Origin of the sequence: Methylobacterium platani, from assembly GCF_001653715.1 — a bacterium.
Classification (GTDB): Bacteria; Pseudomonadota; Alphaproteobacteria; order Rhizobiales; family Beijerinckiaceae; genus Methylobacterium; species Methylobacterium platani.
On sequence record NZ_LWHQ01000043.1, the window covers coordinates 171,797 to 184,292 of the forward strand.

General features: G+C 72.9%; 10 protein-coding genes. 4 read left to right on the forward strand and 6 right to left on the reverse strand.

Features of this window, described 5'->3' with window-relative positions; genetic code table 11:
- Positions 1-23: 23 nt before the first annotated feature.
- Positions 24-1,346: a peptidoglycan-binding domain-containing protein gene (locus A5481_RS21910; protein ID WP_048437171.1), complete on the reverse strand. Its 1,323-nt coding sequence runs from the start codon at positions 1,344-1,346 to the stop codon at positions 24-26.
- A 399-nt stretch (positions 1,347-1,745) separates the two neighbouring features.
- Between A5481_RS21910 and A5481_RS21915 the strand changes: the two genes are divergently transcribed.
- A complete protein-coding gene (locus A5481_RS21915; RefSeq protein WP_048437170.1) occupies positions 1,746-2,912 on the forward strand; it encodes a complex I NDUFA9 subunit family protein in 1,167 nt (388 codons plus the stop codon).
- Between the two features lie 419 nt (positions 2,913-3,331).
- Here A5481_RS21915 and A5481_RS21920 read toward each other — a convergent pair whose 3' ends face one another.
- Together A5481_RS21920 and argH are read right to left on the reverse strand one after the other, a co-directional pair.
- Positions 3,332-4,114, reverse strand: coding sequence for an SDR family oxidoreductase (locus tag A5481_RS21920; RefSeq protein WP_048437169.1), 783 nt, complete (start codon positions 4,112-4,114; stop codon positions 3,332-3,334).
- 227 nt (positions 4,115-4,341) lie between these two features.
- The gene (gene argH, locus A5481_RS21925) at positions 4,342-5,733 is read right to left on the reverse strand and encodes an argininosuccinate lyase (protein ID WP_048437168.1); all 1,392 of its coding nucleotides are present in this window, start codon (positions 5,731-5,733) and stop codon (positions 4,342-4,344) included.
- On the opposite strand from argH, the gene tlpA reads away from it, so the two are divergent.
- Positions 5,732-6,376: a thiol:disulfide interchange protein TlpA gene (gene tlpA, locus A5481_RS21930; RefSeq protein ID WP_048437167.1), complete on the forward strand. Its 645-nt coding sequence runs from the start codon at positions 5,732-5,734 to the stop codon at positions 6,374-6,376. The two genes, argH and tlpA, sit on opposite strands and share 2 nt — an antisense overlap.
- 40 nt (positions 6,377-6,416) lie before the next feature.
- Here tlpA and A5481_RS21935 read toward each other — a convergent pair whose 3' ends face one another.
- Positions 6,417-6,728: a hypothetical protein gene (locus A5481_RS21935; RefSeq protein WP_048437166.1), complete on the reverse strand. Its 312-nt coding sequence runs from the start codon at positions 6,726-6,728 to the stop codon at positions 6,417-6,419.
- 136 nt (positions 6,729-6,864) lie between these two features.
- Here A5481_RS21935 and nhaA point away from each other — a divergent pair, with 136 nt between their 5' ends.
- Positions 6,865-8,073 carry a Na+/H+ antiporter NhaA gene (nhaA, locus tag A5481_RS21940; RefSeq protein WP_048437165.1) on the forward strand — a complete coding sequence of 403 codons (1,209 nt, stop codon included), beginning with the start codon at positions 6,865-6,867 and terminating at the stop codon, positions 8,071-8,073.
- Positions 8,074-8,153: 80 nt separating this feature from the next.
- Here nhaA and A5481_RS21945 read toward each other — a convergent pair whose 3' ends face one another.
- Both A5481_RS21945 and A5481_RS21950 read right to left on the reverse strand, forming a co-directional pair.
- A complete protein-coding gene (locus A5481_RS21945) occupies positions 8,154-9,704 on the reverse strand; it encodes a L,D-transpeptidase family protein (protein ID WP_048437178.1) in 1,551 nt (516 codons plus the stop codon).
- A gap of 298 nt (positions 9,705-10,002) precedes the next feature.
- Positions 10,003-10,956, reverse strand: coding sequence for an acetyl-CoA carboxylase carboxyltransferase subunit alpha (locus A5481_RS21950; protein ID WP_048437164.1), 954 nt, complete (start codon positions 10,954-10,956; stop codon positions 10,003-10,005).
- Between the two features lie 355 nt (positions 10,957-11,311).
- On the opposite strand from A5481_RS21950, the gene A5481_RS21955 reads away from it, so the two are divergent.
- A complete protein-coding gene (locus A5481_RS21955) occupies positions 11,312-12,469 on the forward strand; it encodes a patatin-like phospholipase family protein (protein ID WP_064504296.1) in 1,158 nt (385 codons plus the stop codon).
- Positions 12,470-12,496: the final 27 nt, after the last annotated feature.

Below are 12,496 nucleotides of genomic sequence, written 5' to 3' on the forward strand. Positions count from 1 at the left end.
AGGATCCGTCCGGACAAACCGCATCACCGCGCCGCCATCGGCGGCTGGACCGGGGCGAGCGGGAGCAGCCGGGCGATCTGTGCCGAGGAGAGCCGGCCGGTGGCCGCGGCCCCGAGCCCGCGCTGGTACGTCGCGATCGCCGCCCGGGTCGCCGTCCCGGGCCTGCCGTCGGTCTCGCCGGCGTAATGCCCGGTCCGCGCCAGCGCCCGCTGGATCGCGCGCCACTGCTCCGGCTGCAGCGCCGCCTCGGTCCGCAGCGACTGATCCAGGCCGATTCCGGCGGTGGCCGAGGGATCCGGCATTCCGGCCAGCGCCGTCTCGAGGGCGGCGATCCGGGTCCTGAGATCGGATGCGGGGCGACCGGCGGCTCCGCTGCCGTCGGCGAGAGCGGCCCGGTCCGGGACGGCGTGCGCGCGGGCGGCCTCGATGCCGCGCGACGTCGCCTCGAGGTCGTCGATCGTCCGGGCGATCCGGCCGATCGCCTCGCGGTTGGTCCGCGCGGTCTGGCCGAATTCCGAGAGGCGGTCGGCGACCTGCCGGATCCCCGCCTCGCCCTCCGTCCGGGCCGCCTCCATCCGGCCGGATTGTTCGGCGATCTCGGCCCGCAGGACGATCAGGGCGGTCCTGGCCGTCTCGACCTCCGAGCGGGCGGCGGCCAGCGCCTCGCGCTGCTCCGCGACCTGTGCCCGCAGGGCTGCCATCTCCCGCCCCACCGCGGCGATGCCCGCCCGGGCCTCGTCCGCGCCGGCATCGGCGGCGGCCTTCGCCACCTCTGCCGCCCGCCGGGCCTCGTGATCCGCGTCCGCCGCGAGGCGCAGCCGCGCCACGGAGGCGCCGACGACGTCGAGCTCGTCCCGGCGCTGGACGACCGCGCGGTCGAGCGCCTCCATCTCGGCGGTGAGCCGGCGCGACCGCATCGCGAGATCCCGGCGCTCCGCCTCCCCCGGGGCGACGGGGCGGGTGACCTCCGGCTCGTGCGCATCGGGCCCGATCCCGGCGCTCCGCAGCCCCCGGCCGGCCTGCGCGAGCAGCGCTTCGACGGAGACCGCCGCGTCGTCGCGGGACAGGAACAGCGTCGCGCCCGCGAGCAGGACGAGGGCCGCGCCGGCCCCCGCGGCCCCGGAAACCAGGCTGATGGTGCGGCAATGGACCGGAGGCTCCCCCAGGAGCCGGGCACTGACGGATCGCGCGCTGCCGAGGGCGGAGACGCCGTCGTCCGGGGCGGCGGCCCTGCCGGAGCGGGCCGCCCCTGCCGGCTCGCCCGTCAGGATATCGCTGTCGTCGCGCCGATGATCCTGGATGACGGAACGTTCTCTGACCCATTCTCGCCCGTACCGGGCCGCCATAATGAGCGAAATCAGGCCAAAGCAGGCCGCAACGATCACCGCTTGCGTACTTGAAATCATCAGCCTTTCCGCCGCTCGACCCGACATGCGACGATTATCCTATGTAACCAAGGGTCAATTTCAAGCATCCGCCCGTCGGACCTTTGCGTAGGCCGGCCCGGCGGACCGGGCCGGCCGTGGCTGCGGGCGTTCGTCCGGGGTCGCCGCACGCCCTCGCACCGCGCCCCGCCCGGCCGCGAAGCGCGCGGCCGACGGCGGCCGCGGATCGCGCGACCGGAGAGCGGCCCGGGCGCGTGCGGTGCAAAGAGCTTCACAGGGCCCGCCCCCTCGACTAAGGAGCCGACGAGAATTCCTGCACAAGACCGCTCCAGCCGAGACCCGCGGAAGGACTCCACGACCATGACCGGCTTCGACACCGTCGGCCTGACCCGGCCCGCCTCGCAGCTCGTGACCGTGTTCGGGGGATCGGGCTTCCTCGGCCGCCACGTGGTGCGGGCGCTGGCCAAGCGCGGCTACCGGATCCGGGTGGCGGTGCGCCGGCCCGACCTCGCGCAGTTCCTCCAGCCGCTGGGCCGCGTCGGCCAGATCGTCGGCGTGCAGACGAACCTGCGCAACCCGGCCTCGATCGTCCGGGCGGCGGAGCACGCCGACATCGTGGTCAACCTCGTCGGCATCCTGCAGGAGAGCGGCAGCCAGAGCTTCCAGCGCCTCCAGGCGGAGGGCGCCGCCGCGGTCGCCCGGGCCGCCGCCGCGGTGAACGCCCCGCTGGTGCACGTCTCGGCGCTCGGCGCCGACGCGCACTCGGCCTCGGCCTATGCCCGCTCGAAGGCGCTCGGCGAGGCCAGCGTGTTCGAGGCGCGGCCCGACGCGATCGTCTTCCGTCCGTCGATCGTGTTCGGGCCGGGCGACAGCTTCTTCAACCGCTTCGCGGGGTTGGCCCGGATGCTGCCGGTGCTGCCGCTCGCCGGGGCCGGGGCGCGGATGCAGCCGGTCTTCGCCGGCGACGTCGCCGAGGCGATCGCGCGCGCGGTCGAGGGCGGGCTCCAGGGCGGCCGGGTCTACGAGCTCGGCGGGCCGGAGATCCTGACCCTGCAGCAGCTCGTCGAGTACACCCTGAAGGTCACGATGCGCAGCCGCGTCGTGCTGCCGCTGCCGGCCCCCGCCGCCCGGCTCCAGGCCCGGGTGATGGAGATCGTTGACACCGCGACGCTCGGCCTCCTGCCCGACACCCTGAAGCTCACTCGCGACCAGGTCACCCTGCTCCAGAGCGACAACGTCGTGTCGGAGGCGGCGAAGGCCGAGGGACGCACGATCGAGGGGATCGGCATCGCGCCGACCGCGATCGAGGCGGTGGTGCCGGGCTATCTCTGGCGCTTCCGCAAGGCCGGCCAGTTCGCCACCGGCCGCGGCACCCCCGAGATGGCCGCGACCCCCGACCTGATGGCGCCCGAGCCGATGGGCCCGGGCTCGCAGCACCACCCTGGCGATGCGAGCGGCCCGGCGGTGGGCCAGCTCGCGGCGGGCGCCGGCCCGGCGCCGGGCGCGCGCTGGGGCAAGCGGCAGTAAGCGGCAGTAAGCGGCACGACAATTCGGACGCTGGAAAAAAGGGCGGCCCCGCGGGACCGCCCTTTTTTTCATGTCGTCGTACTCTTGCGAGGCTTCCGTCGGGGCCATTCGAGGACACGAATGGCGCGGGTCTCCCCTCTCCCCGCGGGCGGGGAGAGGACGTCATCGACCTTGTCGTCGATGAAGTGAGCCCGAAGGGCGAGGGTGAGGGGGTATCTCCGGAAGAGGCTCATCCGGCACCACCCCCTCACCCTCGCTCCGGCTTTCGCCTCCGCTTGCTGCATCCCCTGAACGGGGACGCAGCCCTCTCCCCGCCCGCGGGGAGAGGAGGGACCCGCGCCCGATCTTTTCCCGGACGATTTTTTGGCCCCGAACAGGATGGAGGCGGGACGACGATCGCCCCGCACCGACGACTATCCTCAGATCGACCGCACCGCCCCGCCGTCGACCCGGATCATGCTGCCGGTGACGTAGGAGGCCCGTTCCGAGGCCAGGAAGCACGCCACGTCGGCGAATTCCTGGACCTTGCCGTAGCGCTTGGCCGGAATCGCCGAGCGGGCGGCCTCGGCGATCTCCTCGCGCGACTTGCCCTGGGCCTTGGCGTTGGCGGTGTCGAGCTCGCCGGTCCGGTCGGTCTCGATCCGGCCGGGCAGGATCATGTTGACGGTGACGCCGTCGGCCGCGACCTCGGCCGACAGGGTCTTGGCCCAGCCGGCGATCGAGGCGCGCAGGGCGTTCGACATCACGAGATTCGGGATCGGCTGCTCGACGCCGCTCGAGGCCACCACCACGATACGGCCGAAGCCGGACTGGCGCATCCCCGGCAGGACGAGGCCGGCGAGGCGGAAGACCGGGGTCACCATCGCCTCGAACTGGGGCGTCCAGGCCTCGGGCTGCACGGTGAGCGCGGTGCCGGCCGGCGGACCGCCGGTGTTGGCGATCAGGATGTCGACCCCGCCGAGATGCTCCTGGGCGGCCGCGAAGATCGCCTCGACGTTGTCCTTCAGGGGCCCCGCGAAGGCGTGGGCGCGGCCCTGGCCGCGGGCGTTGATCGCCGCCACCGCCTCGTCGAGGCGCTCCGCCGTGCGGGCGGTGAGCAGCACGTCCGCGCCTTCGGCCGCCAGGGCCTCGGCGATGCCGCGGCCGAGGCCGCGGCTGGACGACAGGACGAGGGCGCGCTTGCCCTTGAGACCGAGATCCATGGTGTTCCTCCCGTGATGGTCGAGCTTGTTCGGAGCTTTCAGGAACTAACACGAGCGCTCGCCCCCTCCCACCCACACCCTCATCCCGAGGTGCGAGCGAAGCGAGCACCGAAGGAGGGCTCCGGAAGCCTTCGCGCTTCCTGGAGCCCCCCTTTGAGGTCAGTCCATCTCCGATGGACCGACACCTCAGGATGAGGGTGCGAGCGGGATGGGCGGATAGACGCCGCTCAAGCGGTCTCCCCGGCCAACCGCTCGAGCCAGCCCTCGGCCTGCGCCCGGACGTTGTCCGGCGCGGTGCCGCCGTAGCTGGTGCGGCTCGCCACCGAGTTCTCGACGCCGAGCACCGCGAAGACCGCCTCGGTGATGCGCGGCTCCTCGGCCTGCATCACCGCGAGCGGCAGCGCCTCGAGGCCGATGCCGCGGGACGAGGCCTCGCCGACGAGGCGGCCGGTGACGTGGTGGGCGTCGCGGAACGGCAGGCCGAGCTCGCGTACCAGCCAGTCGGCGAGATCGGTGGCGGTGGCGTAGCCGGAGCCGGCGGCCGCCTTCAGCACCTCCGGCACGGGTTCGAGGTCGCGCACCATGCCCGCCATGGCGGCGAGGCACAGCGAGAGGGTCTGGAGCGCGTCGAAAGTGCCCTCCTTGTCCTCCTGCATGTCCTTCGAATAGGCGAGCGGCAGGCCCTTCATGACGATGAGCAGGCCCGACAGGGCGCCGATGATCCGGCCGGACTTGGCCCGGACCAGCTCGGCGGCGTCGGGGTTGCGCTTCTGCGGCATGATCGAGGAGCCGGTAGTGAACCGGTCCGACAGCTTGACGAAGCCGAACTGGGCCGAGGTCCAGACCACGATCTCCTCGGCGAAGCGCGACAGGTGCACCGCCGCGATCGCCGCGGCCGAGAGCGCCTCGAGGGCGAAGTCGCGGTCGGCCACCGAATCGAGCGAGTTGGCGGTCGGCCGGTCGAAGCCGAGGCTTGTCGCGGTGGCGTGCCGGTCGATCGGGAACGAGGTGCCGGCGAGCGCGGCGGCACCCAGCGGGCACTCGTTGAGCCGGGCACGGGCGTCGCGGAAGCGGCCGCGGTCGCGGTTCAGCATCTCGACATAGGCCAGGAGATGATGGCCGAAGGTGACCGGCTGGGCCGATTGCAGGTGGGTGAAGCCCGGCATCACCGTGCCGGCATGCTTGAGCGCCAGCTCGGCCATCGCCTGCTGCAGGTCGGCGGCCTGGCCGTCGAGGGCGTCGAGGGTGTCGCGCACCCACAGCCGCATGTCGGTGGCGACCTGGTCGTTGCGCGAGCGCGCGGTGTGGAGGCGGCCAGCCGAGGGACCGACGACCTCGCGCAGCCGGCTCTCCACGCTCATGTGGATGTCCTCGAGCTCGCGGCGGAACGCGAAGGTCCCGGCCTCGATCTCGCCCTGGACGGTCTTGAGACCGGCCTCGATCTTCGCCACATCCTCGGCCGGCAGGATCCCCGCCTTGCCCAGCATCGCGACGTGGGCGAGCGAGCCCCGGATGTCCTGGGGGGCGAGGCGCTTGTCGAAGCCGATGGAGGCGTTGATCTCCTCCATGATCTCGGCGGGGCCGCTCGCGAAGCGCCCGCCCCACATCCGGTTGCTCATGTCCTCACCTCGCCTCGCATCCTCGCGGACCACCCGCCTCGCCCTCGCAGGGGGGCTCGTCGCCGTCCTCGGCCTCGGGGCTGCCCTATACGGGCTTGGCGACCGGAGCAACGGCGGCGCCTGCCCGCTCGGGGCCGCCACCGCCGCCCGCCTCGCGCCGCTCGCCCGCGGCGAGGTCGCGGCGCTCCAGGTCGATGCCCACCCGAAGCCCGCGCCGGCCATCACCTTCACCGGGCCGGACGGCCGGCCGAAGACGCTCGCCGACCTCAAGGGCCGCACGGTGCTGCTGAACCTGTGGGCGACGTGGTGCGCGCCGTGCAAGGCGGAGATGCCGGCCCTCGACCGGCTGCAGGGCGAGCTCGGCGGCCCCGACTTCGAGGTGGTCGCCCTCAACCTCGACACCCGCAACCCCGAGCGGCCGCCGCTCTGGATGAAGGAGAACGGGATCGCGCGGCTCGCCTACTATGCCGACCCGGGCGGGCGGGCGCTGCCGGTGCTGCAGAAGACCGGCGACGTCGTCGGCCTGCCCACCACCTTCCTGATCGACCCGGCCGGCTGCGAGATCGGCGTGATGAAGGGCCCGGCGGAATGGGCGAGCGAGGATGCCGTGAAGCTCGTGCGGGCGGCGCTGGGGCGGGGCTGAGCCGCCCCGGGTAGCGCTGCGGGACAGGAGGCCGGCCGGATCAGGGAGCCCGGAAACCCTCGCTGCCCCAGTTCAGGCCGTCGCCCGGCCGGGCGTTCCGGGCGGCCCGCTCCCGCTCGCTCCAGGCGCGGAGCGACAGCCTCTCGCCCGAGGACAGGCGCGCCTGCGCCGCAGGGTCGAGCTGTGCCGGCGTCCGGATGCCGGGCAGCGCCTTCAGGGCGTCGATCACCGGCATCTCGCCTTCCACCACGAAGACGCGGTCGGAGAATTCGTGTGTCCTGGGCAGGCCGCGCAGAGCCGCCCACGTTCCGGCATCAGCCTCGGCCGGATCGACGATCACGACCTGCTCCATCCCCAGGACCCTCCGCGACGCCGATTGAACGTCCGGCCTCGCCGCCTCGCAACAGCAATCCTCGCGGCGGCCGGCGGTCTCCGAGCCAGACCGACCCGCGTTGATCCAGCTCCGGATTCCTGGCACGCGGGGCGCCATGCAACCCTCTCTCCCCCCCCGGCCCCTGCCGCGCCCGCTCTCGGCCCTGCGCGACCTGATCGTCAGCAGCGCCGGCGGCGGCCTCGTCCTGATGGCGAGCGCGGTGCTCGCGCTCATCGTCGCCAACGGCCCCTACGGCGAGGGCTACGCCCACGCGCTCCACGCCGAGCTCGGGCCCTTGAGCCTGCTGCACTGGATCAACGACGGCCTGATGGCGGTGTTCTTCCTGCTGGTCGGGCTCGAGATCAAGCGCGAGATCCTGGACGGCGGCCTGCGCACCTGGCCGGACCGGGCGCTGCCGGGCATCGCGGCGCTCGGCGGCATGGCGGTGCCGGCATTGGTCTATGCGGCGGTCAACTCGTCGTCGCCCGGGACCCTGCGCGGCTGGGCGATCCCGGCGGCCACCGACATCGCCTTCGCCCTCGGCGTGCTGGCGCTCCTGGGCTCGCGCGCGCCGGTCTCGCTCAAGATCTTCCTCACCGCGCTCGCGATCCTCGACGATCTCGGGGCGGTGGTGATCATCGCGCTGTTCTACACCGCCGACCTGGCCTGGCCGATGCTGGCGCTCGCCGGCGGGGTGACGGCGATGCTGTTCGTGCTCAACCGCGCGGGTCTGCGCCGGCTCGGGCCCTACCTGATCCTCGGCGCCGTGCTGTGGCTCCTGGTCCTGCGCTCCGGCCTCCACGCCACCGTGGCGGGCGTGGTCCTGGCGCTGGCGATCCCGCTGCGGACGAGCCCCGGCCGGCCCGACGACGGCCACTCGCCGCTGCACGCCCTCGAGCACGCGCTCCAGCCCTGGGTCGCCTACGCGATCCTGCCGATCTTCGGCTTCGCCAATGCGGGGGTATCGCTCGCCGGGCTGACGCCGTCGGCGCTGCTGGCGCCGGTCACCCTCGGGGTCGCGGCAGGGCTGTTCCTCGGCAAGCAGGTCGGCGTGTTCGGCGGCGTCTGGCTCGCGGTGCGGAGCGGGCTGGCGCCGAAGCCGGCCGGGGCCACCTGGCGCCACGTCTACGGCGTGGCGCTCCTGTGCGGCATCGGCTTCACCATGAGCCTGTTCATCGGCGGCCTCGCCTTCGCGCAGATGCCGGAATACGACACCGAGACGAAGCTCGGGGTGATCCTGGGCTCGGTGCTCTCGACGGTGGCCGGGGCGCTGGTGCTGTCGCTCGGGCCGCGGGAGGAGCCGAGGCCGGCGGCGGCGAAGTAGCGCAGCGTCAGCGCCGACATCGACCCGACTCGCCGTCGTCCCGGGTGCCGCGTCACGGCCCCGGGACGACGGCGGGGGTTTCAGTTCGCCGGCTGCGAAACGGCGACGCGGTTGCGGTGCGGCCCCTCGGTGCGCTTGCCGGTCTCCGGCGCCTTCTCGGCCGGCTTCGCCTCGCCGGCCTTGGCGGCGGGCTTGCCGTCGGAGGGCTTGCCGTCGGAGGGCTTCGCCTCGGCCTTCTTCGCCGTGCCCGGGTTGAGCCCGTCGACCTTGGCGGCGGCCGAATGGGTGGCCGGGTGCAGGTGGGCGGCGACCTTCTTCGGCAGGGGCGCGGCCGGGGAGATCGCGGCGACCGGGGCCGGGACCTGAGCCGGGTCGGCGGCCGGCAGGGCGGCGGAGGCGACCGGCGGAGCCGCCGGGGCGCCGCCGAACAGGTTGCCGAGGAGCTTGCGGTAGACAGCGGGGTCGCCGTCGGCACTCGCGACGGTGATCGGTGCGGCCGGGGCGGCGCTCGCCTGCGCAGCCTCGCGGGTCGGGATCGGCGCCGGGCTCGTCGCCGGCGCCGCGAAGGCGAGCGCCGTCGGCTTCACCGCGCCGTGCCGGCCCTTCGGCTCGGTCTTGGCGAGCAGGATCGGCTTCATCTTCGGCTCGATCGCGATTTCCTCGGGGGCCGCCGCCAGGGCCTCGGGCCGGCTGATCGTGCCCATGTTCGGACGCGGCTGCGCCTGCTCGGCGAAGAGCTGGGTGCTCGGCGAGGATTCGCGGAAGAACGGGTGCTGGCCGCCGTCCTGGTAGACCAGCCGGGTCGCCGGCGTCCCCTTGGCGACGAGCTCGGCCACCTCGACCTCGTCCTTCTCGCGCTTGGCGACGACGACCGGATCGACCTTCGGGCTGCAGGCCCCGGCCGCCGCATCCGCGCCGCCGAAGACGTAGCGGGTGCCGCAGACGCCGACACGCGGTTCCTCGTGCAGGGCCTCGAAATAGTCCGAGCCCTCCTTCAGGTTCCTCCAGAAGCCGATATTCGGGTCGTTGCGGAACTTGGCGAGGTTCTGCGCGGTCATCCGGAACGGGTAGGACTGGAACTGGAACGCCCGCTGCCCGCCGGCGAAGGCCTCGCGGGCGATGGCGTAGATCTCGGCGATGGATTCGTCGGTCATCGCGAAGCAGCCGGCCGAGGAGCAGGTGCCGTGCACCATCAGGTAGCTGCCGGTGCGGCCGTTGGCGCGGTCGAAGGCGTTGGGATAGCCGGTGTCGAACGAGAGGTAGTAGGACGAGTTCGGGTTCATCTGGCCCATGGCGATGGGGTAGAACCCCTCGGGCGCCTGCCGGTCGCCCTCCCGCACCTTCGGCCCGAGCTGGCCCGACCAGCGGCAGATCGGGAAGGTCTTGAGCAGGGCGTACTGGCCGTCGGTGCCGCGCTTCCACACCTCCATCTCCGATTCCTTCTTGAAGGCGCGGATCAGGATCGGGTCGCGGGGCGACATGTTCTTCGTCGCCATCAGGGCGACGGTCTTCTGCGGGATCGGCTCGCGGGCCCGTGCCGAGCCGGCGGCCGAGAACCCGGCATCCTGGCACGCTCCCAGCGACAGGGCGGCCGCGAGCCCGCTCGCCGCCAGCACCGGACGCACCGCCAGACGCCTCGCCAGACGCACCATGGGAACCCCGCCTTCTCGCCTTCGGTCCGCCGGCACCCTGACGCCGCGGACCGGTCTCCCCAACCCCATAGCTTCGTTAAACTTACCCGGCTCTTACCGCAAGAACGGCCAAGATTGCGGGGATGGGCTCAACAGGCGCGCGGGCCAAGCAAGCCGGCGCACGGCGTCACGGGGTTCACGCCCAAGACATCCGCCCGGTCTTCGGCGAAACCAAGGCCGGGTCGTGTCTGGGGCATGAGGGTTGTGCGAGGCTGTGGATGACGGGGACGGCGCCGGATCAGAGGCTCCGGCCGATCTCCAGGAACTTCTGCGCCCGGCGGTCGCGCAGGGCGTCGGCGTCGAGGGCCGAGAGCGGTTCCAAGGCGGCGGCGATCGCCTCGCCGGTCGCCCGGATGGCCGCCTCGCCGTCCCGGTGGGCACCGCCGGTCGGCTCGGGCACGATGGCGTCGATGACGCCGAGCCGCAGCAGGTCCTGGGCGGTGATCTTCATCGCGGTGGCGGCGTCCTGGGCCCGGCCGGCATCGCGCCACAGGATCGAGGCGGCGCCCTCCGGCGAGATCACGCTGTAGATCGAGTGCTCCAGCATCAGCACGGTGTTGGCGGTGGCGAGCGCGATGGCGCCGCCCGAGCCGCCCTCGCCGATCACCACCGTGACGTTCGGGGTCGGCAGGCCGAGGCAGGCCTCCGTGGAACGGGCGATGGCCTCGGCCTGGCCGCGCTCCTCCGCCTCGATGCCCGGATAGGCGCCCGCGGTGTCGACGAAGGTGAGCACCGGCAGGCCGAAGCGGCCGGCGAGCCCCATCAGGCGCACCGCCTTGCGGTAGCCCTCGGGCTTGGCCATGCCGAAATTGTGCCGGATGCGGGCCTCGGTGTTGGCGCCCTTCTCCTGGCCGATGACGCAGACCGGCCGGCCGCGGAAGCGGCCGAAGCCGCCGACCACCGCCTCGTCCTCGCCGAAGACGCGGTCGCCGGCCAGCGGCTGGAACTCCTCGATCAGCCCGGCGCAGTAATCGACGAAGTGCGGCCGCTGGGGATGGCGGGCCACCTGGGTCTTCTGCCACGGGGTGAGGCCGGCATAGAGCTCGGCGAGCGCCGCCGCGGCCTTCGCCTCCAGGCGCGCCACGTCCTCGCTGATCGCCACCGCGCCGTCGCGGTCGCCGAGGGCCTTGAGCTCCTCGAGCTTCGCCTCGAGTTCGGCGACGGGCTTTTCGAAGTCGAGGTAGGAGCGCATCGGGACCTGTGCTGTGTCGGGCCGGCGTCTGGGGAGCCGAGAGGAACCTCGGGAGAGACCCCTTGGTCGAGAACGCTCGGCAGGGAAACCTTGGCCTTGACGGGTGAACCTTGGCGGGGAAACCGTGGAACAGGGCCCTTTCGGGGGTGGGACGGGGCCTGCTCGCCGCGGCAGCCTGGGTCGGGGGCCGGGCGGCGCGGAGGCTTGGCGCGGGGGCCGGCCCGTGTCAACCCGGCGGCGCGATCGAGCCCGGATGCGGCCGCGAGCGCGGAAACGCTCCCCGGCGCGGGCCGGGCGCCTTGCTTCGCGGCACTGCAGCATCATCTAACCGCCGAGATTCGTGCGCGGAGGCCCCATGGACGCGACGGACACGGACGCGACGGACACGAACGCACCGGACCGCGCGCCGCCGGACGAGTGCCGGGTGCTGGTGCTGCAGGGCGGCGGCGCGCTCGGCTCCTACCAGGCCGGCATCGCCGAGGCGATGCAGGAGGCCGGCCTGGCACCGGACTGGGTCGCCGGCATCTCGATCGGGGCGATCAACGCCGCGCTCATCGCCGGCAACCCGCCCGAACGCCGGGTCGAGCGGCTGCGGGCGTTCTGGGAGAAGGTCTCCTCGGCGATCACCGTCTCGCCGTGGTGGCCCGGCGAGCAGGTCCGGGAGGTGTTCAACGCCTGGAGCGCCGCCTTCGGGGCGACTTTGGGCGTGCCGGGCTTCTTCGCGCCCCGCGTCCCGCCCGCCACCCTCTACCCGCCCGGAGCGCCGCAGGCGCTCAGCTACTACGACACCGCCCCGCTGCGGCAGACGCTCCTGGAGCTGATCGACTTCGAGCGCATCAACCGGCGCGAGACCCGCCTCAGCGTCGGCGCGGTCAACATCCGCACCGGCAACTTCGTCTATTTCGACAATGCCCGCGACCGGATCGGCCCCGAGCACATCATGGCCTCGGGCGCCCTGCCGCCGGGCTTCCCGCCGGTCGAGATCGACGGCGAGCTGTACTGGGACGGCGGCATCGTCTCGAACACGCCGCTGCAATACGTGCTCGACGAGGAGCGCTTGGCCGATCTCGCGGTGTTCCAGGTCGACCTGTTCAGCGCCCGCGGCCCGCTGCCCCGCACCCTGTCGGAGGCGGCCGAGCGCGAGAAGGACATCCGCTATTCCAGCCGCACCCGGCTCAACACGAACGACCAGATCGAGATCCACAAGGCCAAGACCGCGTTCCGGCGCCTGTTCGACAAGCTGCCGCCCGGCTTGCGCCAGGACCCCGACGTCGCCTTCCTGTCGCAGGTCAGCCACCAGAACGCGGTGACGATCCTGCAGCTGATCTACCGCGCCAAGAACTACGAGAGCGACGCCAAGGACTACGAGTTCTCGCGCACCACGATGCTGGAGCACTGGAAGGCCGGCCGCAACGACGTGCGCCGCTCGCTCCGGCACCGGCACTGGATCGAGCGCTGCCGGCCCGAGCAGGGCGTGACCGTGTTCGACCTCACCCGCGACGCGCGGGACTGATTGTTTCCAAGAGGAAGATGTCCAGGA

Coding starts and splice junctions, on each gene's coding strand:
- A5481_RS21950 (WP_048437164.1), bottom strand. CDS start 10,956: ATGCGCTCCTACCTCGACTTCGAAAAGCCCGTCGCCGAACTCGAGGCG.
- A5481_RS21955 (WP_064504296.1), top strand. CDS start 11,312: ATGGACGCGACGGACACGGACGCGACGGACACGAACGCACCGGACCGC.
- A5481_RS21910 (WP_048437171.1), bottom strand. CDS start 1,346: ATGGCGGCCCGGTACGGGCGAGAATGGGTCAGAGAACGTTCCGTCATC.
- A5481_RS21920 (WP_048437169.1), bottom strand. CDS start 4,114: ATGGATCTCGGTCTCAAGGGCAAGCGCGCCCTCGTCCTGTCGTCCAGC.
- tlpA (WP_048437167.1), top strand. CDS start 5,732: ATGTCCTCACCTCGCCTCGCATCCTCGCGGACCACCCGCCTCGCCCTC.
- nhaA (WP_048437165.1), top strand. CDS start 6,865: ATGCAACCCTCTCTCCCCCCCCGGCCCCTGCCGCGCCCGCTCTCGGCC.
- A5481_RS21915 (WP_048437170.1), top strand. CDS start 1,746: ATGACCGGCTTCGACACCGTCGGCCTGACCCGGCCCGCCTCGCAGCTC.
- A5481_RS21935 (WP_048437166.1), bottom strand. CDS start 6,728: ATGGAGCAGGTCGTGATCGTCGATCCGGCCGAGGCTGATGCCGGAACG.
- argH (WP_048437168.1), bottom strand. CDS start 5,733: ATGAGCAACCGGATGTGGGGCGGGCGCTTCGCGAGCGGCCCCGCCGAG.